The following is a 24,500-nucleotide window of genomic DNA, read 5'->3' as shown; positions in this document are numbered from 1 at the left end:
AAGCTTATTTCGTATTTTCGTGCTACTCAAAAAAAACAGATGAAAAAGATACAAATGGTTGACCTTAAGGGTCAATATGAGGGGATAAAAGATCAGGTGAATACTTCTTTTCAGGAAGTTATAGAGAATGCAGCATTTATTAATGGTCCTGAAGTTCAGCAATTTCAGAAAGATTTAGAAGATTATCTACAGGTTAAAAATGTTATTCCCTGTGCAAATGGTACCGATGCCCTGCAAATAGCAATGATGGGTCTTGGTTTAAAACCGGGAGACGAAGTTATAACCGCCGATTTTACTTTTGCGGCGACCGTTGAGGTGATAGCGCTTCTTCAACTAACACCGGTTTTGGTAGATGTAGAACCAGATACCTTTAATATAGATCCTGAAGCGATCAAAAAAGCAATTACTCCTAAAACCAAAGCAATTGTTCCTGTTCATCTTTTTGGTCAGGTTGCTAATATGGATGCGATCATGGAAATTGCCGAAGAACATAACTTGTTTGTAATAGAGGACAACGCGCAGGCCATTGGCGGAGATTATCATTCCAAAAATGGAAAAACTTATAAAACGGGAGCTGTTGGCCATATTGGTGCAACTTCATTTTTTCCTTCTAAAAATTTAGGTTGTTACGGTGATGGGGGTGCGATCTTTACCAATGATGATAAACTGGCGCATACCATTCGAGGTATTGTAAACCACGGAATGTACGAGCGTTACCATCACGATGTTGTTGGTGTTAATTCTCGATTAGACAGTTTACAGGCAGCTGTTTTACGAGCGAAACTTCCAAAATTAGACTTATACAACGAGGCCCGTAAAAAAGCGGCTAATCTTTATAATGATGCTTTCAAAGGTGAAACTCATTTAGAAACTCCATACAGAGTAGGAGATTGTGATACGCACGTTTATCATCAATATACTTTAAAGATTAAAAATGGAAAGCGTGATGCTTTGGCAAAACACCTGCAGGAGAAAGGAATCCCTTTTGGAATATACTATCCAATCCCATTACACCAGCAGAAGGCTTATGTAGATTCCAGGTATAATGAAGCCGATTTCCCGGTAACTAATCAACTGGTTCAGGAAGTACTTTCCCTTCCTATGCATACCGAACTTGATAGTGAACAAATTGATTATATTACGGGAACAATCAAAGAATTTTTAAACTCATAAATTTTAAAAATGAAAAAACTTTTAATCTTTTGCTTCGGAATATTTTTATCTGCGGGGCTTCAGGCACAGGATTTATACATACAGGCCGGGAAGTTGGTAGATACCAAATCTGGAAAAGTCTTAACTGAAAAAACTATTATCGTTTCCGAAGAAAGGATTAAAAGTGTGGAGAATGGTTTTGTAAATCCAGAAAGCGAAAAAGATTCTGTAATTGATCTTCGTGATAAAACAGTGCTACCGGGATTGACAGATATGCACGTTCACCTGGAAAGTGAAACCAATCCCCAGAAATATATGGAACGGTTTATAAATGATCCGGCAGACGCTGCATTTAACTCGGTAGGTTTTGCTAAAACAACTTTAATGGCTGGTTTTACCACCGTTAGGGAATTAGGCGGTAGCGGCGTAAATATTGCGCTTCGAGATGCAATTGATCAGGGAAAAGTCCCCGGACCTAGAATTTTTACTGCCGGAAAATCTCTCGCTACAACCGGAGGTCACGCCGATCCTACGAACGGGATGAATAGTGAGCTAACCGGGAATCCGGGGCCAAAAGAAGGTGTGGTGAACGGGCCGGAAGATGCGGCTAAAGCGGTACGCCAGCGTTATAAAAACGGAGCCGATTTAATAAAAATTACAGCTACGGGCGGAGTTTTAAGTGTAGCGAAAAGTAGCTCTAATCCACAGTTTACCGAAGAAGAGATAAGAGCTATTGTAAAAACAGCTAATGATTATGATTTTCACGTAGCTGCCCACGCTCACGGTGATGAGGGAATGCAGCGTGCTATTAGAGCCGGCGTAAAAACTATTGAGCACGGAACCAAAATGAGCGCAGAAACCATGGATTTGATGAAAGAATATGATGCTTATTTGGTGCCTACAATTACAGCAGGGAAAGAAGTGACCCAAAATGCTGAAATTGAAAACTATTATCCGGCACTCGTAGTGCCGAAAGCCAGAGAAATTGGTCCACAAATTCAGGGTATGTTTGAGCGCGCTTATAAAAGCGGTGTAGGAATTGCTTTTGGTACCGATGCCGGTGTTTTTAAACACGGAGAGAATGCACGGGAATTTGTTTATATGACCGAAGCCGGAATGCCGCCAATGGAAGCTATTCAGAGTGCTACAATTACCGCTGCTAAGATTTTAAGGAAAAAAAATCAAATCGGCCAGATCGCTGAAGGTTTTTATGCCGATATTATTGCAGTAGATGAAGATCCAACCGGAAATATAGAGACTTTAAAAAACGTGAAATTTGTGATGAAAGAAGGAAAGATATATAAAAAGTAAATCTCCTTGTCACTTCGAGCGGACTCGAGAAGTTTGTCTGTAAACACATAGAAATAAAAAATCCTGAAGTTCATAGCTTCAGGATTTTTTATTTTTAGGAATTTCTTCGGTCTATTGAAATCCAGGGTGTTTTAAACGTCATCCTGAATTTATTTCAGGATCTAAAGTATTAGAAGCTAAAACGAGTTCAGCTTGACGAAAGCTGGTTTTTCAAAAAACCTCTTCTAATTATGATTTTTTTTAGTCCTATATAGAAGCTGAAGCGGTTTCCATTTTTCGGTCTATTTTCTTCACGAGACCCTGTAAAACTTTTCCGGGACCTACTTCAGTAAAACTTGTAGCTCCATCTTTTATCATATTTTGAACACTTTGTGTCCATTTTACCGGTGCTGTTAATTGAAAAACAAGATTTTTCTTTATTTCCTCTGGATCGGTTACAGCAAACATACTTACGTTTTGGTAAATAGGGCAGGTAGGTGTATTGAATGTAGTATTCTCTATAGCTGCAGCTAATTCTTTCCTTGCAGGTTCCATTAAAGGAGAATGAAACGCACCTCCAACCGGCAGGATCATAGCACGTTTAGCACCCCGTTCTTTCAAGGTTTCGCATGCAGCTTCCACAGCTTTTACGTCTCCCGAAATTACTAATTGCCCGGGGCAGTTGTAGTTTGCTGCTACAACGGTTCCCTCTGTTTCAGCACAAACAGCTTCCACAACTTCATCTTCCAGGCCTAACACTGCGGCCATTGTAGAAGGTTCTAATTCGCAAGCCTGCTGCATAGCCATAGCACGTTTATAAACTAATTTCAAGCCATCTTCAAAAGAAAGCGTATTATTTGCTACAAGCGCTGAAAATTCACCCAGCGAATGGCCTGCTACCATATCGGGCTTAAAATCTTCGCCCATAACTTTACTCAATATAACCGAATGAAGAAAAACGGCCGGTTGAGTAACTTTGGTTTGTTTTAGATCTTCGGCAGAGCCTTCAAACATAATATCGGTAATTGAAAAGCCTAAAATTGCATTGGCTTTCTTAAAAAGTTCCTGTGCTTTAGCAGAATTTTCGAAAAGGTCTAACCCCATTCCTGAAAACTGCGCTCCCTGACCTGGGAAAATATATGCTTTCATAATTTTTCAATTTAGATTCGGCTAAAATAGAAATAATAAAAAAGACCTCATAACAAATGAATTATTACGAGGTCTTTTCACTAACAAATACAGGATTTTAAAGATTTAGTTTACCTTTTTCTCCAATATCTTTTTTATCTCCGGTTACTGCTGAAGCTCCTATTTTTAAGAAGGTCACAAATTTGTTCTGTTTGTTATCCCAAAAATAAGCTTCTTTAGGAACTACTTTTATAGCGGTTAAGTTAGGGTCATCTACTCCGTCAAACCAGGCATCATCCATTTTATGATAGAATTCTTTCAAAACTCCTTCATTGGTTTCAATGCTTGCTTTACCGTAGATACTTATAAATTCCATATCTGAGGTGTCACTATATAAAAGTTGTACATCGTTATCTTTAGCGATATCCCCATTATGGTCGCTATCCAACCTGCTAAAGAACCAGATATTTCCTTCTTTATCTACCTCTTTGGTGGTCATTGGTACGGCACTTAAGGGTTTGTTGCCAAAGTCTGTAACGAACATACAGGTTTTAATGTCTTTTACCATTGACTTCATTTTATCTAAAGCCTCGTCTTTATTCAAATTTTCAGTACTCATTTGTTTTTAGTTTAAGTTGGAAGTTTGAATTTAATGAGTATCCACGCCTATCTGCGCTAATAAACTCCTAAAAGAATAAAGTCTCCTGTTAAGAATTGTGAAATTAGCTGAATTGCTTAATAATACTGGTAACCTGAGCTTTATAACCGGCACCAAAGAGGTTAAGATGAACCAATAAATAGTAAAGTTGCCAAAGCGGAATTCGTTCTTCAAATCCTGAATCTAAAGGAAATTCTTTTTCGTAGGTTTTAAATAACTCCTTATCAAATCCGCCAAAAAGTTGCATCATAGAAAGATCCATTTCTCGCGGAGCAAAAGCTGTGGCAGGATCTATAAGGCAGGGATCGCCATTTCCATTTACCAGATAATTACCGCCCCAAAGATCACCGTGAATCAAAGCTGGTTTTTCATCTGGAATTATTGCTGAAATATTGCTGAAAAACGATCTAGTGACACCAAGATCATAGCCTTTGTCTTTTGCCATTTTTAACTGTGGATCCAAACGTTTAGAAATATAAAATTCGGCTGCAGAGACTGAAGCATTATTTTGTTGTGGAAGGCTACCAATATAATTATCCTGGTGAAACCCGAATGCTTCTGAAGTGGTTCTATGCAAAGCGGCCATTTGCTTTCCAAAATCTTCCCAGAAAGTAGAGGATTTGGCGGTACTCTCTTTGTATTCCAAAAGTAAATATGAAGTATTTTCAATTTTACCAATTCCCAGAATATTGGGAACATCAATTACTTTTGGTTTTTGAAGAGCTTCCAGGCCGGCTTTTTCTGCTTCAAACATTCCGGGGAACTTTTCAGTATTATTTATTTTTACTACCTGCTTTTTCTCTTCCGAAGTAATTAGGAAAACATCATTGATATCTCCACCTGTAAGTCGGCTAAATTTCGCTTTGTTTAGGTTATGTTCTTCAGCTATTTTATTTAGAATGTTATTTTCTAACATAGGTGAGATAAGTAAAAGCGTAATCGTGTTTTTCGTCTTTCGGGTGAAAGTCTTCGGCTACTAATTCCCATTTTTCCTTATCTATTTCAGGAAAAAAGGTATCGGCATCAAAAGTCCCGTGAACCCTGGTAAGCTCAATTTTGTCGGCTACTTCCATCCCTAAATCATAAATTTCTCCGCCGCCAATAATAAAAGGCTGCTCATCATTCTTAGCAAATTCCAGTGCTTTTTCTAACGAAGAAACAACCGTGGCGTCCTTTTTCAGGTAATTATCTTTCCTTGTAATTACAATATGTGTACGGTTTGGAAGTGGTTTTGGGAAAGTTTCAAAGGTTTTCCTCCCCATAATTATATGATGCCCTGTGGTAAATTTTTTAAAACGTTTAAAATCGTCCGGTAAGTGCCAAACCAGATCCTGGTCTTTTCCAAGGGCATTATTTTCCGCTGCAGCGGCAATCATTGTAATCATATATCTAAGTATTGTAAGGTTGATCCGGTTTTTCTGGATCGTTGGTTTTCGGTTTAAATCGGTCGTTTTCTGCTTTCAATTCAGGATTGCTTTCCGGTTGTGGCGTAGTTTTTTTCTGAGGTGTATTTGCAGGAAAATCTTTCTCTACCTGAGTCTGCATTTCAGCAATTTTTTCTTTTTGCTTCTGTACCAGTTTAGTCATTTGCCTGTCTTTCCATTCTTTTCCTAAAAATTTATTGGTAACAAAAACATTAAAAACGTGTGCCAACAGTATAAAGGCCCAAATTAAGATTGCCCAAACGAACCAATTATAGCCCAGTGGCATAAAATTTTCCTGGTAACCAATCACTACGTTTAAAACAATAAAGAATACGGCGCCAATAAGAAAAATAATAAAATGCTGAAATAACCTCTTTTTTTGGAGGGTGCGTTTGCGAGCATTTTCATAGAGTTCACGCTGCTCTGCATCGAGTTTGGAAGTGTTTTTCTTTTTAGAAAACATAATTAGAAGTACTTTAGTGTCTATTCCAAATTTACAGTTTTTGTTAACAATTAGCAGAGAAATATGGAGATTTTAAGAAAAGGCTTTCCGGTTCTAGAGCAATATACCTACTTAAATACGGCTGCTTCGGGTTTACTGCCGGAGGCGGTTTGGGAGTTTAGACAAAATCACGACCTGGATTTTCTACTTGGTGGGAGTGTGTTTAAAGAAAAACAAGCAGATATTTTAACCGATACACGGGAATTGGTGGGCGAATTCTTTAAGTGTGCCCCTTCGCAGGTGGCTTTGGTGCCCAATTTTTCCTACGGATTTAATACGCTTTTGGAAGGACTTGATAAACCTCAAAAAGCACTATTGCTAAAAAATGATTATCCCTCGCTAAACTGGGCCGTAGAATCCAAAAATTTTGAAATTTCTTATGCTGAAATTGACCAAAACCTGGAAAAAAATATAGCTGAAGCTTTTGAAAAACAACAACCCGATTTTTTTGCTTTTAGCATTGTGCAGTATATTAACGGGATAAAAATAGACCTTGATTTTATAAAAAAACTAAAACAAAAATATCCCGAAACTTTGTTTTTTGCTGATGGAACCCAGTTTTGCGGAACAGAAGAATTCAATTTTGAAGAAAGTGGGCTTGATGTGCTTATTTGCAGTACTTATAAGTGGTTGAATGCCGGTTACGGAAATGCCTTTATACTGTTTAAAAAAGAAGTGGAAGGCAAAATCGCACCAAAAGCGCTCGGATTTGGTTCGTTGCAGGGAAAATATAAAGCGCACGAAGGTAATTTTATAGGAAAATTTGAACCCGGGCACCAGGACACTTTAAACTACGGGAGCTTAGCTGAAGCCTTAAAATTGATCAAAAAAATTGGAATAAGCGAGATTTCCTCAAGAATTGAATCTTTAAGTGCCATGGCGAAAAGTGAATTCACAAAAATGGATTTGCTGGAGGAAAGCGTAGTAAATCGAAAAACACATTCTTCTATCTTTAATATTAAAGGAGGGGACAAATTATTCCAGTATTTAAAAAGCAAACAAATTATAGCATCCCAGCGGGGCGAGGGTATACGGGTTAGTTTTCACTATTTCAATACTGAAAAGGAACTGGATTTCCTGATAACGGAATTAAAGAAATTCGGGGTTTAATTTTTCTTCCTGAAAATATAATTCTTATAGCAGTTCTCATTATCCTGAAAACTGGTTTGAATCTCTAAACCGGCTTCTTCCGCAAGCCATTCTACCACGGCATCATCGTATTTCTGCGAAATTTCGGTATGTATGCTTTCCCAGGCATCAAAATTCACTTCTAATTCTAACTTATTGATCGCTACTTTTTGCTGAACCTTGCTTACCAGGTAGCTTTTGGCAGTTCCACTTTCGGGATCGTAAACTTCCCAGTGTTTAAAATTGTCTAAATTAAAATCGGCATCTAGTTCTTTATTTATTCTAGCCAGTAAATTCTTATTAAAAGCTTCGGTAATACCCGTTTTATCATTGTAAGCGTCAAGGATCTTTTGCGGATCTTTTTTCTGGTCAAAGCCCATGAATAGCTTGTCTTCCGCAGTCATGGCTTCCTGAATATTCCTAAGAAATTCAATAGCATTTTCATGTAAAAGATTACCAATATTAGAACCCAAAACTAAGATCACTTTTCTACGGTTGCTATAATCTGCCAGGTTTTCCAGGGTTTTAAAATAAGTTCCCTGTTGAATTTTCACATTTACTTCGGGTATTTCATCCTTTAAAGAGCTTTCCAGCTCTTCCAAAACGTGCTGACTAATATCAATGGGTAAATAATTAAAGTCGTACTTTTTATCTACCAAATGTTGTAGAAGGACCTTGGTCTTTTTACCATCCCCGGCGCCAAGTTCAATAAGGTCAAAGCCGCCTTCTTTGTTAATAATATCGGCAATTGCTGCTTTATGGTGTTTTAAGATAATTAACTCACAATTGGTGAGGTAATATTCCGGCATGGCCATAATTTGCTGAAAAAGCTTATCGCCTTTTTGATCATAAATATATTTGGAAAGCAGATATTTAGGAAAGCTGGTTAGGCCTTTATAAACGTCTTCCTCAAAAGCCGTTTGAAACGTAGTTGGTGTGGTTTTCATTTAAGTATATTGGTTATTTGGCCAGTCTTAATCCTGTGAACTGCCAGCGTAAATGTGGATGAAAAAAATTGCGATAGGTTGGGCGAGTATGGTTTTGAGAAGTGGCTACTGAAGCTCCCCGCAGAACTTTTTGATTAACCATAAATTTGCCGTTATATTCGCCAAGCGCGCCCTCTGGTTTAGTGTAATTAGGGTAGGGGGAATATGCACTTTCTGTCCATTCCCAGCGGTCTCCCCATTTAAAATATTGCTGCGCTGTTTCCCATTCAAATTCTGTAGGTAATCTTAAACCTTTCCATTGTGCAAAAGCAAAAGCTTCAAAATAAGAAATATGGCTTAGCGGGGCTTCAGGAATTAGTTTCTTAAGTCCGTTTAGTGTGTATTGATGCCATTTTCCATCAACTTTATGCCAGTAAAATGGCGCTTCAATATTATTAGAATTTACCCAATCCCAGCCTTCAGCGTGCCACAGTAATACATCTTGATAAGAGCCGGCTTCAATAAATTCTATAAACTCGGCATTAGTGATCAGTTTATTGGAAATTTTATAATCATTGAGGTAAACCTTATGGATGCCCTGCTCATTATCATAACAAAAGTCATCAGATTTATGGCCAACCTCGTAAACGCCTTCAGAAATAGAAATCCATTCCTGTTTAAAATCCTGGATAGGGTTTTCTTTAAATTGATCGTTATATTCAGGAAATAAAGGATTATTCCCCAGGATATATTTAATATCGGTTAAAAGAAGTTCCTGGTGTTGTTTCTCGTGGTGACAACCAATTTCTACAACGCCGCATAGATCTTCTGAAATCTTTTCATTTTTCAAAAATTCGTGCATCGCTTTAGAAACATAATTTCGGTATTCGTAAACCCAGGCTACCGTTGGACGCGATAAATTACCGCGATTGGTTCTAATCACTTTATCGCCTACGCTTTCATAATAACTGTTGAAAATGTAAGCCGAGTTTTCATCAAAAAGTTTGTAGTTATTTACATTAGGTTTTAGCACGAATTCTTCAAAGAACCAGGTGGTGTGGCCAAGATGCCATTTTGGGGGTGAAACATCTTCTATTGGCTGAACCACATAATCTTCAGTTTCCAGAAACGAACAAATAAGTTCAGAATGCGCCCTGGTTTCATTAAAAAAATCGAGTAGTTGTTCTTGTGATTGCATAAAAAAAGAGTGGTACTTTTTTGGGTACCACTCAAATTTACAATTTTTTCGTTCGGTCTGAAACCTTAGGTAGTTAACGGCAAGTTAAAGTATAGCTTGCTTCCTATAGATTTAAGGGAAGGGTATAACTTATTTTTGTGGGTTTTCCACCACGAGTGCCGGGTTTCATTTTTGGCATTTTTTTCAGCATATTTTCTACCGCAGCAATAACAGGTTTTTGATCTCCTTTTACCGAGGTCACTACTGTTTTACCGTCTTCGTCTATATGCATTTTCACCACTACCTTTCCTCTTATAAATTCCCCTTTATCATTACGAGGGTATTTATAATTGTTCTTAACGTGTTCCATCAATTTTTGATCGAAACAGTTTTTTGTATTTCCACTGGATTCACATCCCGGCCATACCGGTGCTTTCTCTTTTACAGTAACCGTGTTTCCTTCAATAGTAACGTCATCCTCTTGCGCAAAAGCAAAAGTGCCGGTTAAAAGAAAAAAACAAAACATTAATTTTTTCATAGCTGGGGTGTTAGGGTGTTTAGGCGTGTTCTCTAGAAATTGAAGGGAACGGTAAAGTTACGATCGTCTGGCTCGCCTTGTAAAGTTCCAGGCTTCATATCAGGAATTTTCTGAATCATTTCCTTAGCTGCCGCATTTACTTTTGGCTCAGGACCCTCAACCGAATTCACTACAGCTTTTCCTTCTTCAGTAATTGTAAAAGAAATTTCTACTTTTCCGCGAACATAATCACCGTCTTCGGTTTGTGGGTATTCGTAATTTTCTCTTACGTGTTGAGATAGTTTCTGATTAAAACAGGCTTTTACGTCTTCGGCATCTTCACAACCTGGCCAAACCGGTGAAGTTTGCTGAGCTTGTGCGGTTGCAAATCCTCCAACTACAAAACATGCGATAAGCATTAACTTTTTCATAAACTTTAATTTTTAATTATTGATTTAATTTAGACCGCAACCTTGGCCTTTATTCCGGGATGCGGATTATAATCTTCTAATTTAAAATCTTTATAGTCGAAATCAAAAATATTTTTTATTTCAGGGTTGATGGTCATTTTTGGTAAAGCTCTGGGTTCCCTGGAAAGCTGCAGTTTTACCTGCTCCATATGGTTGCTGTAAATATGAACATCACCAAATGTGTGAATGAAATCTCCCGCTTCGTAGCCGCAAACCTGGGCCATCATCATAGTTAATAATGCATAAGAAGCGATATTGAAAGGCACGCCAAGAAAAACATCTGCACTTCTTTGATAGAGCTGAAGGGATAATTTAGGTTTTCCTCCCCCATTGGGGGTTGGGGGGCTCACATAGAATTGAAAAAATGCGTGACAGGGCGGAAGTGCCGCTTTTCCATTAGCTACATTCTCTGAAAAGGATTTAGAAGAATCAGGTAATACCGAAGGATTCCAGGCAGAAACCAACATTCTGCGGCTATTCGGGTTCTTCTTAAGAGTTTCAATGATTTCTTTGATCTGGTCTATATCTTCGTTATTCCAGTTGCGCCATTGTTTACCGTAAACAGGACCAAGATCCCCATTTTCGTCGGCCCATTCATTCCAGATTCTAACCCCGTTTTCCTTTAGGTACTGTACGTTAGTATCACCTTTTAAAAACCACAGCAATTCATAAATAATAGATTTTAAATGCAGTTTTTTGGTAGTAACCATTGGGAAACCTTCGCTAAGGTCAAATCTTAACTGATGACCAAAAATACTCCTGGTGCCCGTGCCGGTTCTATCGCCTTTGTCGGTACCGTTGTCTAAAATATGTTGTAAAAGTTCGTGGTATTGTTTCATAAGTCTAAGGTGCAGAAGATTAGTTTTGCTAAAATAAGCTTCTTAAATAAAATTCGGAACCGAACTTTTATAAATTATCCAATTATCATTCCAGCAAGGGTTGCAGAAAGCAAAGAAGCAATAGTTCCGCCAATTAAAGCCTTCATTCCAAATTCAGATAACGTTTTTCTCTGGCCGGGAGCCAGGGATCCAATTCCTCCAATTTGGATTCCTATTGATGCAAAATTCGCAAATCCGCAAAGCATGTAAGTAGCCATAATTACCGATTTTTCATAATTAAGGCTAAGTGCGTTTGCAGTATTTTTAAGATCGGCCAATTGAACGTATCCTACAAATTCACTGGCTGCCAGTTTAATTCCCAGCAGTTGCCCCATAAGCATCATATCTTCTTTTGCAACGCCAATAAGCCACATAAGTGGAGCGAAAATGATCCCAAGAATAGATTCCAGAGAGAAACCTGAATATGGTGTGTTTTCGGCTAAAATTGCGTTTAGCCCTGTCCAGGATCCTGTCCAGTTTAGCACGTAATTGATCATTGCGATAAATGCGATAAATACTAAAAGCATTGCCGCTACATTGGCTGCAAGTTTTAAACCTTCGGTAGTACCATTAGCAATGGCGTCAAGAATGTTCGAGCCAATTTTATCTGAAGAAACATCAACATTAGTGTTGATCTTATTCTGTTGCGGGTATAATATTTTTGAAACTACAATTGCGCCGGGTGCAGCCATTACTGATGCTGCCAGAAGGTGTTTCGCGAATTGAAGTCTTAGTTCGGGATCATCACCACCCAAAAATCCTATATATGCCGCCAAAACACCACCGGCAACCGTGGCCATTCCGCCAATCATAACCAGAAGGATTTCAGAACGAGTCATACGTTCCAGGTAAGCTTTAATCATAAGTGGAGCTTCTGTTTGGCCAAGAAAAATATTTCCTGCTACACTTAAACTTTCCGCACCAGATATTCCTAATAATTTGGTTAGAACCCAAGCCAAACCTTTTACTACAATTTGTATCACCCCCAGGTAAAACAAAACCGAAGTTAGGGCAGAAAAGAAAATTATTGTGGGTAGTACCTGGAATAGGAAGATAAAGCCGAAGCTTTCTACATCCATCATTCCGCCAAGTAGAAATTCGCTTCCCGCTGCGGTGAAATCCAGGATTAAAACGAATATATTTCCTACAAATTCAAATATTTTCTGAATAAAAGTGATCTTTAAAACCCCTACAGCTAGTAATAACTGAGCGCTAAGACCAATTCCAATTGTTTTCCAATTAATCGCTTTGCGGTTACTGCTAAATAAAAATGCGATAAGTAGCAAAGTGGACATTCCCAGGGCTCCCCGCCAAATACTGCTAAAAGAAATTCCTGCACTGGGTATCATTTCTTTTACTATAGGTGCCGGGATAACTTCTTCGGGATCGTTAAAAGCCTCGGCTTTAAAGTGAAATTTCCGATTAGCCTGCATTATAGCCATGCTGGAATCTGTAAGTGCAGAAACCCGGTAGTTTACTATGCTGTCTTGCGGAGTGTTATAGAAAAGTACAAGAAGCTTATTCTGGAAGATATAATCTCCCTTAGCCAGGGTATCTTCGGCCTTGCTAATACTAAAAAGTCCCTCATTTAAACTTAAGGTATTTCCGTCGGAAAAAATTTCTTGATCAGGATTTCCCTTTTCTTCGTCTAAGGTCCAGGTTTTTGAAATGTTTTGAGAAAAAGTGCTGGTAACACTTAATAGAACTAAAATCAGGCAAAACCAGGTTTTATTCATAAATGGGGGCATTATTTGCGTTTGGAAATTTCGTCCCTTATGCGTGCCGCTTTCTCGTAATCTTCATTATTTACGGCCTGGGAGAGCAAAGTTTTTAGTTCGTCTAAAGACAATTTTTTGTAATTGGTGTCGTCAGATTTTATATCAATATCGTCAGGAAGTAATTCTTCTGAAATTATTTCTTCTTCGTGTTTTTCTGAAGGTGCCTGTTCTCCTTCGTCTCCTTTCAGGAAAATTCCTGCTTTATCAAGAATGTTCTTGTAAGTGAAAATAGGAGCATCAAACCTTAAGGCAAGTGCAATAGCATCACTGGTACGAGCATCTACAATTTCCTCAATCTTATCGCGTTCGCAAATAAGACTGGAATAAAAAACACCATCTACAAGTTTATGAATAATCACTTGTTTAACAGTGATCTCAAACCTATCGGCAAAATTTTTAAAAAGGTCGTGGGTTAACGGGCGTGGAGGTTTGATCTCTTTTTCTAAAGCAATGGCAATAGATTGTGCTTCAAAAGCTCCAATAACTATGGGAAGTTTACGTTCTCCATCTGCCTCGCTTAAGATTAAAGCGTAGGCTCCGTTTTGGGTTTGACTATAAGAAATTCCTTTTATATTAAGGCGCACTAAACTCATATATCATCAATTAAAAAGGGCTGTCTAAAGCAGGACTTTCACCGTATTTTAGACAGCCCTTTTAAGGGGTGCAAGTTATAAAAATTATGCGTTTTTCGCTTTAAATTCCTTTAGTTTTTCGTTTAACTTAGGAACGATTTCAAAAGCATCGCCTACTACACCGTAATCTGCGGCTTTAAAGAAAGGCGCTTCAGGGTCATTGTTTATTACAACTTTAGTCTTGGCAGCGTTGATTCCTGCAAGGTGCTGAATAGCTCCCGAAATACCTACAGCGATATATAGGTTAGATGCTACGGGTTTTCCTGTTTGCCCAACGTGTTCGCTGTGCGGTCTCCAGCCCATATCACTAACAGGTTTAGAACAAGCGGTAGCTGCGCCAAGAATATCGGCCATTTCTTCGATCATTCCCCAGTTCTCCGGACCTTTAAGTCCGCGACCACCAGAAACAACAACTTCAGCATCGGCGATAGTTACTTTATCTTTGGCTTTATCTACAGATTCTACATTTACTGAAAAATCTTCATCTTTTAATTCAGGAGAGAAATCTTCTACAGTAGCCTCGCCTTCATTTTCTTTTAAGCCGAAAGCATTTTGAGATAATCCCACAATTTTCACATCGGTAGTGATCTTAGTGAAATTAAAAGCTTTATTGGTGAAAGCGCTTCTTTTTACTGTAAAAGGATCTGTGCTTTCTGGTGCTGCCATTACGTTTGAAGCATAACCGGCTTTTAAATGCACAGCTAAAAGTGGAGCCACATATTTGCTGTTCGCGCTTTGGCTTACCACAACTATTTTGCTTCCTTCTTTCTTTGCAGCTTGTGTCAAGGCATCAGCATAAGCTTCAGCGTTGAATTTGCTTAGTTTATCGTTTTGGATGTTCAGCACTTTGCTAACACCATATTTTCCAAGTTCAGAAGCATCAGTAGCGTTAAAGCTTACTGCAACTACTTCATCGCCGCCGGCTACTTCTTTTGCGTAAGAAGCAACTTCAAAAGCAGCTTTTTTAAACTTGCCATCTTCGGTTTCTGTATATACTAAAACTGACATATTTTTAAATTTTTAAGTGTCATTTCCGCGAAGGCGGAAATCTATTTTTTATTCATTCCCACATTTATTTCAGTAAAGGCGGAAATCTTTTTTTTTAATTTATATCGCTTTGGCTTCGTTGTGAAGTAAATCTATTAATTCATCTAGATTTTCTGGATCAACCAGTTTTACATCTCCTTTTGGAGCTGGTTTTTCAAACTTCACAGCTTCGGTATGAGTAGCTGCCTCATCTGGTTCTACAACATTAAGCGGCTTTTTACGAGCCTGCATAATTCCTCTCATATTTGGGATCTTAAGATCGCTCTCTTCAACCAAACCTTTTTGTCCTCCAATTACTAATGGAAGGGATGCGGTTAAGGTTTCTTTACCACCATCTATTTCTCTAATTGCTGTAGCCTTATCACCTTCAACCTCTAAACTAATGCAGGTATTAATGAAGTTAGCGTCAAGAATCCCGGCGAGCATTCCCGGTACCATTCCACCATTATAGTCAATAGATTCACGGCCGGCAATTATAAGATCGTAACCACCATCTTTAGCAACTTTTGCTAATTGTTTTGCTACCTGGAAACCATCGGTTGCAGGAGTATTTACTCTTATAGCATTATCGGCTCCAATAGCCAGGGCTTTTCTTAAAGTTGGTTCAGTTTCAGCACCACCTACATTTACCACATCTACACTTGCGCCTTGTTTTTCTTTAAACCACATGGCACGGGTAAGTCCAAATTCATCATTTGGATTAATTACAAAATTCACTCCGTTGGTATCGAATTTCGAATCGCCGTCGGTAAAATTGATTTTTGAGGTAGTATCAGGAACGTGACTAATACATACTAATATTTTCATTATAGCGAGTTTTTAAAATTTATAACGATTTCGTTCACGAAGTTACATAATTTAATTCAAAAAATGCTATGCACGCATAATAAAATTCAGGTTTTTTATTTCCTTAAATTTTATTGAATCCTTAATTAAACCGTAATAATCACAATTGAAATCCCGAAATAATGCCAAAAATTGATTATTTATTAATTGTAATAGCGCTTTATGCTGCGGCTGTAGCTCACCTGTAAATTTTTGTGGATTATTAGTGGGGAAAACTTTATTGAATTACTATTTTTGTTCTTTCAAGATATATTAAATAGTATAGCATATAATGAAGACAATTCAATTTAGGGAAGCCGTTCAGCAAGCGATGAGCGAAGAGATGCGAAAAGACGAGTCTATTTATCTAATGGGCGAGGAAGTAGCAGAATATAATGGTGCTTACAAAGCCTCTAAAGGTATGTTGGACGAATTTGGCCCTGATCGTGTAATAGATACTCCAATTGCAGAACTTGGTTTTTCTGGAATTGGTGTGGGTTCAGCAATGAATGGTAACAGACCAATCATTGAATTTATGACCTTTAACTTCTCTTTAGTTGGAATTGACCAGATAATAAACAATGCGGCGAAAATGCGCCAAATGAGTGGTGGGCAATTTAATATTCCTATTGTTTTTAGAGGGCCAACCGCTTCAGCAGGTCAGTTAGGTGCAACGCACTCACAAGCTTTTGAGAGCTGGTTTGCCAACTGCCCGGGTTTAAAAGTTATTGTTCCTTCTAATCCTTACGATGCTAAAGGTTTGCTTAAAGCTGCAATTAGAGATGACGATCCTGTGATCTTTATGGAAAGCGAGCAAATGTATGGTGATAAAGGTGAAGTGCCAGAAGAAGAGTATGTAATTGAAATTGGGAAAGCCGATATTAAAAGAGAAGGTAGTGATGTAACAATTGTTTCCTTCGGAAAAATTATAAAAGAAGCTTACAAGGCAGCTGATAAATTAGCGGAAGACGATATTTCTTGTGAGATTATAGATCTTAGAACAATTCGTCCAATGGATCACGAAGCCATTATCGAATCGGTTAAGAAAACCAATCGTTTGGTGATTTTAGAAGAAGCATGGCCTTTTGGAAATATTTCTACTGAAATTACTTACCAGGTACAGTCTAAAGCTTTTGACTATTTAGATGCACCAATTGTAAAAATAAACACTGCCGATACTCCGGCACCTTATTCTCCTGTATTGCTTAAAGAATGGTTGCCAAACAGCGACGATGTTATTAAAGCAGTGAAGCAGGTTATGTATATTGACTAAACCAGCATGATGCTGGACGCAAAAATTAGTAATAAACAGTCAGTTAATTATAAGTCTGTGAGTAATTCCATTATTGGGACAAACTTGCAAATAGATAGAAAATCCTTATAAATTTGAAACTTCATCGGATGCTGATTCGATGAAGTTTTTTTTTGCCCTGAAGAATGAAGATGACGAAAGCAAATTTTCTTTCCCTATTCTTATTAATGTGCTGTACCATGCTTATGGCACAAACCAAAGTTGGCGGCGTGGTTAAAGACCAAAACGGCCAAGCGCTTCCATTTGTAAATGTGATCTTTAATAATTCTTCGGAAGGAACAACTTCGGGTGAAAATGGGAAGTTCTATTTGCAAAGTGAAAACAACCATACCGAACTCAAAATTTCTTTTATCGGTTATAAAACTGAAATAATCCCGCTTCAGCAAAAAACCAATCTATCTCTTGAAATCGAATTACAGGAAGAAGCTTCCAGTCTTGATGAGGTTAAAATTGTTAGGGGCAAAACTTCAAAAAAGAGCAATCCCGCTATAGATATTCTAAAGAAGATCTGGGAAAATAAACGCGATAATGGAGTTTCTGCTTTTAAACAATATCAGTATAAAAAATACGAAAAGCTGGAATTCGATTTAGATGGGATTGATAGCTCTGTAGTGAAAAACCCGGTTTTTCATGGTATGGAATTCATTTTTGACTATTCTGATACCAATAGGATTTCGGGGAAAACCATTCTGCCTGTTTTTATTAATGAATCGGTTTCTAAGGTTTATGGCGATAATATTGAAAATGAAAAACGGGAAGATCTCTTAGGAAATAAGAATTCCGGTTTTGAGCAAAATCAAAACCTAATTGCTGCGGTAAAAGATGTGTATGATGAATATAATGTCTACAACAACTATATCAAGGTTTTTGATAAGAGCTTTGTAAGTCCGCTTTCTACAACAGGCATCAACAACTACAATTATGTATTGAGCGACAGTACGTATATAGAAGATAAATGGTGTTACAATATAATTTATTATCCGCGTCGCGAGAACGAATTAACTTTTAAAGGAGATTTTTGGGTAAACGATACTACCTGGGCGGTGAAGAAAATAAATCTGGAAGCTTCCCGTGATGCCAATATAAATTGGGTGAAAGAACTGTATATAGAACAAGAATTTGAAGTGCTTAACGATTCGGTTTTTCTGATTTCCAAAGATTATTTCCAGGCTAATTTCTCATTAACCAAAAAAGAAAGTTCAAAAGGAGTTTATGCAAAACGCACCCGGGTTTTTGATGAATATCAATTCAACATAAAGAAAGCAGAAGATTTTTACGATAAGCGAGCTTATAAATTCAACGAAGAGGTCTATAAACGGGACAAAGAATTTTGGAAAGAAAATCGTTTGGAAGAGCTAAATAAGGAAGAGGAAGATATTTATGTGATGCTGGATAGCTTAACAAACGTCCCCGCCTTTAATAGAATTTACGATATTGCCACCATTGCAGAATCTGGTTATGTAGAATTTGACGGCTGGGATTTTGGCCCTGTGTATTCTTTATTCGACTATAATCAGGTAGAAGGATTTAGAACCCGTGTGGGTGGTAGAACTTATTTTGGGCAGCACGATCCCTGGCGAATTGAAGGTTATTTAGCCTATGGTTTTAAAGATGATAAATTTAAATATGGAATTTCTGGGAAATGGCTTTTAGATTCCAGGTCACGTTTAATTATTTCTGGCGGAAAAAGGCGTGATATAGAACAACTGGGGGCTAGTTTAACCAATAATACTACAGATGTTTTAGGTCGAAGTTTGGCATCATCTGGTTTGGTAAGCGTGGGCGATAATGATAAATTAAGTAATTTAGATTTAAGTACCGTAAATCTTGAAATTGAGCCCTGGTATAATTTAAATGTTCGGTTTGGTGCTTCTTACCGCGAGTTAAGTTCGGCATCCCCGGCATTTAGTTTAGATTATTATACTAATGAAGCTCAAACCGAAACTGCTTCAACCATACATCAAACAGAAATTTCTACTATTTTAACTTATACTCCCGGCAGGCAAACTTCTGGTTTTGGAGTTGAACGAAATGTAGTAAACGAAGAGGAATTTCCTACCTTTTTCTTTAATTACACCTTGGGCTTAAAAAACGTATTAAATAGCGATTTCAATTATAAGAAAGTGCAGTTTTTTTACGATCAGCCGCTTAGAATTGGTGGATTTGGAAGAGCGAATGCCAGTTTGGAAGCTGGAAAAACTTTTGGCGAAGTTCCGCTGGGACTGTTAAACGTGGTGCCTGGGAACCAAACTTATTTCGCTATGTATAATTCATTTCCGGTGCTTAATTTCTATGAATTTGTGACCGATACTTATATTTCAGCGCATTTTGATCATAATTTCAACGGACGGTTATTTGCCAGAATTCCGCTTTTGCGAGAATTAAATTTACGGGAATTGGTAGGTGCCAGAGCGGTTTGGGGAGAGATTTCAGAAGAAAATAAAGCTTTAAATGCGTCTGGAATTCCGTTGCGGGCACCAAGTAAAGCACCTTATTACGAGTATAGCGTAGGAGTAGGAAATATTCTTAAATTTTTAAGTATTGAAGCCCATTTTAGAGGGAATTATTTCGATGTTCCAGAGTCGCGGTCTTTTGCGGTAACAGCTTCCTTTGGTTTTCACTTCTAAATACACCGAATTAATATTGATTTTCACTATATTTGCCGCCCTTAAATGAGAAAAAAGAAAGAAAATGTCAGATAGTTTTGATGTATTAATAGAGATCCCGAAAGGGAGTAGAAACAAATATGAGTACGATTTTAAATTGAAGAAAGTCCGTTACGATAGGATGATCTTTTCTTCAATGATGTACCCGGCCGATTACGGTTTTATTCCAAATACCCTTGCGCAGGATAGCGATCCATTAGATGTTTTGGTATTGGTAAGTGAGCCAACTTTCCCTGGTGTTGTGATGGAAGTAAAGCCAATTGGCGTTTTCCACATGGCCGATGAAAAAGGACCGGATGAAAAAATTATTTGTGTGCCAATTTCAGATCCTATCTGGAATAGATTGAATGATCTAAAAGAATTAAATGGCCACATGATTAAAGAAATTGAACACTTCTTTAAGGTTTATAAAGATCTTGAAAAGAAGAAAGTTGATGTTGGTGGTTGGGGAGATGCATCAGAAGCTCGTGAAATTATAAAACAATGTGTAGAGCGATTTGAGAATTTTGATGGTGATAAAGGCCAGTTTGGAATACAACCATAATTTCAATCATATAATTTTGATGATTTAAAAGCAATAACCTTAAAAAGTTATTGCTTTTTTAATTATCATTGATTTACTACATTAGCCATATTAACTAAAACTTAACAATTAATATGGAATCAATGATGATTTATATGCCTGCAATACTTGCAGTCGTTGGCCTCGCTTTTATGTGGGCCAAACGTTCCTGGGTACTTAAACAGGATGCCGGAGACGGCAAGATGAAAGATATTTCTTCACACATCTACGAAGGGGCGCTCGCCTTTTTAAATGCAGAATATAAATTGCTTAGTTTTTTTGTGGTAGGAGCCAGTATTGCGCTAGCTGCTATTGCTTATGTAGTGCCAACCACGCATTACCTGATTATCGTTGCTTTTATCTTTGGCGCGTTTTTCTCTGCCCTTGCCGGAAACATGGGAATGAAAATCGCCACAAAAACTAATGTTAGAACCACACAGGCGGCCAGAACAAGTTTGCCACAGGCATTAAAAGTTTCTTTTGGTGGCGGAACCGTTATGGGGCTTGGCGTTGCCGGTCTTGCAGTATTGGGACTTACCGGTTTTTTTATTCTTTTCTTTCATTATTTTATGGGGGGCGAATGGACCAATACTACACAAATGACGGTAGTCCTGGAAACCCTTGCCGGTTTTTCCCTTGGAGCTGAATCTATAGCTTTGTTTGCCCGTGTGGGTGGAGGAATCTACACCAAAGCGGCCGATGTTGGAGCCGATCTGGTTGGTAAAGTTGAAGCAGGAATTCCTGAAGACGATCCTCGTAACCCTGCAACCATTGCCGATAACGTGGGGGATAATGTTGGGGATGTTGCCGGAATGGGTGCCGATCTCTTTGGAAGTTATGTAGCGACCGTTCTTGCCGCGATGGTTTTAGGAAACTATATTATTGAAGATATGGGCGGAAATATCGTCGATGCCGGATTTGGCGGAATTGGACCTATTTTACTGCCTATGGCTATTGCCGGCGCCGGAATTATAATCTCCATAATCGGAACCTTATTAGTGAAAATTAGCAGTAACTCGGCTAAAGAAGCCGAGGTTCAAAAAGCATTAAATATTGGAAACTGGACGGCTATAGCTCTTGTTGCGGTGGCCAGTTATTTTCTGGTAACCTGGATGCTTCCCAAAGAAACCCTAACTATGGGCTTTTTTGTTGGAGGAGCCGAAGGTTTTGAATATATGGATATCGCATCAATCAGAGTGTTTTATGCATGTTTAGTAGGAATTGTTGTTGGTGGTGTAATTTCAGCAGTAACAGAATACTATACAGGACTAGGGAAAAAACCGGTGCTTTCTATCGTTCAAAATTCCAGTACGGGAGCCGGAACAAATATTATTGCCGGCTTAGCTACCGGGATGATTTCAACATTTCTTTCGGTTTTATTGTTTGCGTTCGCAATTTGGGCTTCTTACGCTTTCGCCGGATTCTATGGGGTTGCGCTTGCAGCTTCAGCAATGATGGCGACTACTGCCATGCAATTGGCAATTGATGCCTTTGGACCTATTGCAGATAATGCAGGAGGGATTGCTGAAATGAGCGAACTTCCAGCTGAAGTTAGAGAACGTACAGATATCCTGGATTCCGTAGGAAACACCACAGCAGCTACCGGTAAAGGTTTTGCCATCGCTTCAGCAGCACTTACTTCTTTAGCGCTTTTTGCTGCATACGTAACTTTTACTGGGATTGACGGGATCAATATTTTTAAAGCTCCTGTTTTAGCGATGTTGTTTATTGGCGGAATGGTGCCGGTTGTTTTTTCGGCATTAGCAATGAAATCTGTTGGGAAAGCAGCGATGAAAATGGTGGAAGAAGTTAGACGACAGTTTAAAAGTATTCCCGGAATTATGGAAGGAACTGCGAAACCTGAATATGATAAATGTGTCGCTATTTCTACCGAAGCAGCCTTAAAAGAAATGTTGTTGCCGGGAGTTTTAACCATTGGTTTTCCTATCGCGATCGCCCTGATCCCAATGCTTTTTGGATATGAAAATGTATTGATCGCTGAAATGCTTGGAGGTTATATGGCCGGGGTTACGGTAAGCGGAGTGCTTTGGGCAATTTTCCAAAATAACGCAGGTGGTGCCTGGGATAATGCTAAAAAATCTTTTGAAGCAGGAGTAATGATTAATGGGGAAATGACTTACAAAGGTTCTGAGGCCCATAAAGCGGCAGTAACCGGAGATACAGTTGGTGATCCTTTTAAAGATACTTCAGGCCCTTCGATGAACATTTTAATAAAATTAACCTGTTTAATTGGTTTAGTGATCGCCCCAATTTTAGGTGGTCATACCGAAGGTGATATTCCTAACGAGGAGATTTCTGTAGGAATGGAAAACACTATAAATACAGAAGTTATAGCTGAAGATATTTCAAAAGAAGTTCAGGTGAATATGACTTCCGAAGGAGGTGAAACTATTGCTAAAGTAAGAATTACCACTACTAAAAAAGGAAAAACCACAGTTCAGCAAAAAACCTTTATCGGTACTGAAGCTGAAGTTGAAAAACAGGTACAGGACTTAAAAGATAAAGCCTGATAGTTTCAGGTTTTAAAAAATAAAAGAGGCTGTTTGATTATTCTTGTCTTCGTCAAGCTGAACTTGTTTCAGCTTCTAACTTGAAATAATTTATAATCATGTTAGATCCTGAAACAAGTTCAGGATTACGATTTCACAAAGATTCAAACAGCCTCTTTTCTTATTAAAAAAGGAGTTATTTAGCCTTTTTATTTACGCGTTTTTCTGCAAGTTTATTCAGGTTTTCATCGGCGGTATATTCTTCATCAAGGGTTTTTTGCAATGTTTTTGCTGCATCCTTATGGCCTAATTTTTTGGCGTATCTTACCACAGTACCGTAGCCTGATATTTCATAATGCTCAACCCGTTGGGCGTCTGCAATAATTCCTGCATCTCTTACATCATCTTCGGCATCTTCTTTTAAGAAAGCTTCAGCCTCTTCTATAAGACCTTTCATAGCTTTACATTCTTGGCCGGTAGGCTTAAAGCCCAATTCTTTACTAATTTCTTCCAAACGCTTTTTGTGCTCTTTGGTTTCTTCCAAATGGTCTTCAAAAGCTTTTTTTAACTTTTCATCATTGGCAGCTTTCACCATTTTAGGTAAAGCTTTTACTAACTGGCTTTCGGCACTGTAAAGGTCTTTTAATTGGTGTTCAAATAGATCTTCTAACTTTTTCATATTTAGATATTTAATGGTTAAAATTGTTAGATAAATTTATGTGCAAAGTGGTTTAAGCCAAGTTAAATGAGTGATAAAGCTTTGTTGATTATTCCTTAAAGTTTTGAAGCTGAAGGCCTTTTCAATTTTAACAAAGCTACAACTAAGCTTCCGCGGTAATTGCTTTAATTTTAAGTAGAAAAGAAACATAAATTAAAATTGAATATTATGGCTAAAGATCATGGACCATCAATTAAAAACGATGAACAGTACGAGGAACTTCGGGATGAGGGAATGAGCAAATCTAAAGCTGCAAGAATTGCCAATGATTCTAAATCTGGCAAGAAAGGTGGAAAGGCCGATAAATATGAAGAGCGCACCAAAGAGGAACTGTATGAGAAAGCCCAGGAAATTGGGATTGAAGGCAGAAGCGATATGAGTAAGGATGAATTGATTAAAGCCCTTAGAAACCACTAGAATGAGATCTATATGGAATGGCTCTATTAGCTTCGGACTGGTTTCTATCCCGGTAAAATTATATTCTGCTTCCGAAAGCAGAAAACTCGATCTAGATATGTTAGATCGGCACGATAACGCCCGTATTCGTTACAAAAGGGTAAATGAAGATACCGGGAAAGAAGTGGAATGGAAAGACATCGTAAAAGGCTTTAAGCGGGACGATGAGGATTACGTGGTTTTAGAGAAAGAAGATTTTGAAAATGCCAACCTCAAAAAAAGTAAAACCATAGATATTGAAGAATTTGTGGAAGAGGATGAAGTGGCAGAAGTTCTTTATAAAAAGCCTTACTTCCTGGAGCCGCAAAAAGAGGGTGGGAAATCCTATAATCTGCTTCGTGATGCGCTTAAAAAAACCGGAAAATTAGGTGTGGCTACTTTTGTAATGCGGCAAAAAGAACACTTGAGTTTGGTTGGTGTTTACGATAAAGCCCTGGTCTTACACGTAATTAGGTTTGCAGAAGAAATTAGGGAGACAAAAGATATAAAACTTCCCAAAGCCAAAGTTGCCAAGAAAGAAGTAGATATGGCTATTTCGTTAATAGATCAATACACGACGAAGTTTGATCCAGATAAATATAAAGATGTTTATAATGATCAATTAATGAAAATTATTGAATCTAAAAGTACCGGAAAAAAACCTAAACCACAGAAATTTAGAGATGAGCCTACAGAGGCAAAAGATCTTATGGCAAAATTAAAGGCCAGTCTTGATAAAAAGAAAAAGTCTAAAGCATCCTAAAA

24 protein-coding genes are annotated in these 24,500 nt (G+C 38.1%); 9 read left to right on the top strand and 15 right to left on the bottom strand.

The features are described from left to right. Positions 1-39 precede the first annotated feature (39 nt). Together B5440_RS03970 and B5440_RS03965 are read left to right on the top strand one after the other, a co-directional pair. Positions 40-1,173, top strand: coding sequence for a DegT/DnrJ/EryC1/StrS family aminotransferase (locus B5440_RS03970; protein ID WP_176728216.1), 1,134 nt, complete (start codon positions 40-42; stop codon positions 1,171-1,173). A gap of 9 nt (positions 1,174-1,182) precedes the next feature. Then, the gene (locus B5440_RS03965; protein ID WP_070054855.1) at positions 1,183-2,463 is read left to right on the top strand and encodes a metal-dependent hydrolase family protein; all 1,281 of its coding nucleotides are present in this window, start codon (positions 1,183-1,185) and stop codon (positions 2,461-2,463) included. A gap of 246 nt (positions 2,464-2,709) precedes the next feature. Here B5440_RS03965 and fabD read toward each other — a convergent pair whose 3' ends face one another. The 5 genes from fabD to B5440_RS03940 all read right to left on the bottom strand — a co-directional run bounded on the left by fabD (position 2,710) and on the right by B5440_RS03940 (position 6,115). Then, positions 2,710-3,591, bottom strand: a complete 882-nt coding sequence (gene fabD, locus B5440_RS03960; protein ID WP_070054856.1) for an ACP S-malonyltransferase — start codon at positions 3,589-3,591, stop codon at positions 2,710-2,712. Between the two features lie 97 nt (positions 3,592-3,688). Continuing rightward, positions 3,689-4,189 (bottom strand): pyridoxamine 5'-phosphate oxidase family protein, encoded by a 501-nt coding sequence (locus tag B5440_RS03955; RefSeq protein WP_070054857.1) that lies wholly within the window; start codon positions 4,187-4,189, stop codon positions 3,689-3,691. 103 nt (positions 4,190-4,292) lie between these two features. After that, positions 4,293-5,144, bottom strand: coding sequence for a fructosamine kinase family protein (locus tag B5440_RS03950; protein ID WP_070054858.1), 852 nt, complete (start codon positions 5,142-5,144; stop codon positions 4,293-4,295). Further along, positions 5,131-5,613 (bottom strand): dihydrofolate reductase, encoded by a 483-nt coding sequence (locus tag B5440_RS03945; protein WP_070054859.1) that lies wholly within the window; start codon positions 5,611-5,613, stop codon positions 5,131-5,133. Before B5440_RS03945 ends, B5440_RS03950 begins: the two co-directional genes overlap by 14 nt. A 4-nt stretch (positions 5,614-5,617) precedes the next feature. Continuing rightward, positions 5,618-6,115, bottom strand: coding sequence for a 2TM domain-containing protein (locus B5440_RS03940; protein ID WP_070054860.1), 498 nt, complete (start codon positions 6,113-6,115; stop codon positions 5,618-5,620). Between the two features lie 63 nt (positions 6,116-6,178). Between B5440_RS03940 and B5440_RS03935 the strand changes: the two genes are divergently transcribed. Beyond that, a complete protein-coding gene (locus tag B5440_RS03935) occupies positions 6,179-7,264 on the top strand; it encodes an aminotransferase class V-fold PLP-dependent enzyme (protein ID WP_070054861.1) in 1,086 nt (361 codons plus the stop codon). On the opposite strand, the gene egtD is transcribed toward B5440_RS03935, so the two are convergent. From egtD to B5440_RS03890, 9 genes are all read right to left on the bottom strand, one after another. Next, a complete protein-coding gene (egtD, locus tag B5440_RS03930) occupies positions 7,261-8,229 on the bottom strand; it encodes an L-histidine N(alpha)-methyltransferase (RefSeq protein ID WP_070054862.1) in 969 nt (322 codons plus the stop codon). The two genes, B5440_RS03935 and egtD, sit on opposite strands and share 4 nt — an antisense overlap. A gap of 13 nt (positions 8,230-8,242) precedes the next feature. Then, the gene (gene egtB / locus B5440_RS03925) at positions 8,243-9,406 is read right to left on the bottom strand and encodes an ergothioneine biosynthesis protein EgtB (RefSeq protein WP_070054863.1); all 1,164 of its coding nucleotides are present in this window, start codon (positions 9,404-9,406) and stop codon (positions 8,243-8,245) included. A gap of 103 nt (positions 9,407-9,509) precedes the next feature. Further along, the gene (locus tag B5440_RS03920; protein ID WP_070054864.1) at positions 9,510-9,923 is read right to left on the bottom strand and encodes an energy transducer TonB; all 414 of its coding nucleotides are present in this window, start codon (positions 9,921-9,923) and stop codon (positions 9,510-9,512) included. A gap of 32 nt (positions 9,924-9,955) precedes the next feature. Then, positions 9,956-10,333 (bottom strand): energy transducer TonB, encoded by a 378-nt coding sequence (locus B5440_RS03915; RefSeq protein WP_070054865.1) that lies wholly within the window; start codon positions 10,331-10,333, stop codon positions 9,956-9,958. Positions 10,334-10,362: 29 nt separating this feature from the next. Next, positions 10,363-11,211 carry a thymidylate synthase gene (locus B5440_RS03910; RefSeq protein ID WP_070054866.1) on the bottom strand — a complete coding sequence of 283 codons (849 nt, stop codon included), beginning with the start codon at positions 11,209-11,211 and terminating at the stop codon, positions 10,363-10,365. 74 nt (positions 11,212-11,285) lie between these two features. Next, the gene (locus tag B5440_RS03905; RefSeq protein ID WP_070054978.1) at positions 11,286-12,986 is read right to left on the bottom strand and encodes a NupC/NupG family nucleoside CNT transporter; all 1,701 of its coding nucleotides are present in this window, start codon (positions 12,984-12,986) and stop codon (positions 11,286-11,288) included. 11 nt (positions 12,987-12,997) lie between these two features. Next, on the bottom strand, positions 12,998-13,621 hold the full coding sequence (locus B5440_RS03900; protein WP_070054867.1) for a bifunctional nuclease family protein: 624 nt from the start codon (positions 13,619-13,621) through the stop codon (positions 12,998-13,000). 84 nt (positions 13,622-13,705) lie between these two features. Then, complete coding sequence (locus B5440_RS03895; protein WP_070054868.1) at positions 13,706-14,668, bottom strand: electron transfer flavoprotein subunit alpha/FixB family protein; 963 nt, start codon at positions 14,666-14,668, stop codon at positions 13,706-13,708. A 99-nt stretch (positions 14,669-14,767) separates the two neighbouring features. Then, entirely contained in the window at positions 14,768-15,514 is a 747-nt protein-coding gene (locus B5440_RS03890; protein WP_057480559.1) for an electron transfer flavoprotein subunit beta/FixA family protein, read from the bottom strand. Between the two features lie 310 nt (positions 15,515-15,824). Between B5440_RS03890 and B5440_RS03885 the strand changes: the two genes are divergently transcribed. The 4 genes from B5440_RS03885 to B5440_RS03870 all read left to right on the top strand — a co-directional run bounded on the left by B5440_RS03885 (position 15,825) and on the right by B5440_RS03870 (position 22,603). After that, the gene (locus B5440_RS03885; protein WP_070054869.1) at positions 15,825-16,805 is read left to right on the top strand and encodes a pyruvate dehydrogenase complex E1 component subunit beta; all 981 of its coding nucleotides are present in this window, start codon (positions 15,825-15,827) and stop codon (positions 16,803-16,805) included. Between the two features lie 164 nt (positions 16,806-16,969). After that, the gene (locus B5440_RS03880) at positions 16,970-19,471 is read left to right on the top strand and encodes a DUF5686 and carboxypeptidase-like regulatory domain-containing protein (protein WP_079711061.1); all 2,502 of its coding nucleotides are present in this window, start codon (positions 16,970-16,972) and stop codon (positions 19,469-19,471) included. Between the two features lie 64 nt (positions 19,472-19,535). Next, on the top strand, positions 19,536-20,054 hold the full coding sequence (locus B5440_RS03875; RefSeq protein ID WP_070054871.1) for an inorganic diphosphatase: 519 nt from the start codon (positions 19,536-19,538) through the stop codon (positions 20,052-20,054). Positions 20,055-20,167: 113 nt separating this feature from the next. Continuing rightward, complete coding sequence (locus B5440_RS03870; RefSeq protein WP_070054872.1) at positions 20,168-22,603, top strand: sodium-translocating pyrophosphatase; 2,436 nt, start codon at positions 20,168-20,170, stop codon at positions 22,601-22,603. Between the two features lie 175 nt (positions 22,604-22,778). Here B5440_RS03870 and B5440_RS03865 read toward each other — a convergent pair whose 3' ends face one another. Further along, positions 22,779-23,261, bottom strand: a complete 483-nt coding sequence (locus B5440_RS03865; RefSeq protein ID WP_070054873.1) for a YciE/YciF ferroxidase family protein — start codon at positions 23,259-23,261, stop codon at positions 22,779-22,781. A 207-nt stretch (positions 23,262-23,468) separates the two neighbouring features. Between B5440_RS03865 and B5440_RS03860 the strand changes: the two genes are divergently transcribed. After that, complete coding sequence (locus B5440_RS03860; protein ID WP_070054874.1) at positions 23,469-23,717, top strand: DUF7218 family protein; 249 nt, start codon at positions 23,469-23,471, stop codon at positions 23,715-23,717. A 1-nt stretch (position 23,718) separates the two neighbouring features. Continuing rightward, positions 23,719-24,498, top strand: a complete 780-nt coding sequence (ku, locus tag B5440_RS03855; protein WP_070054875.1) for a non-homologous end joining protein Ku — start codon at positions 23,719-23,721, stop codon at positions 24,496-24,498. The last annotated feature ends 2 nt before the right edge of the window (positions 24,499-24,500 follow it).

Origin of the sequence: Salegentibacter salarius (assembly GCF_900168265.1) — a bacterium.
In the GTDB taxonomy this organism is placed as follows: Bacteria; Bacteroidota; Bacteroidia; order Flavobacteriales; family Flavobacteriaceae; genus Salegentibacter; species Salegentibacter salarius.
Note: the sequence above shows the minus strand (reverse complement) of the source record. Positions and strands in the feature narration are given on the sequence as shown.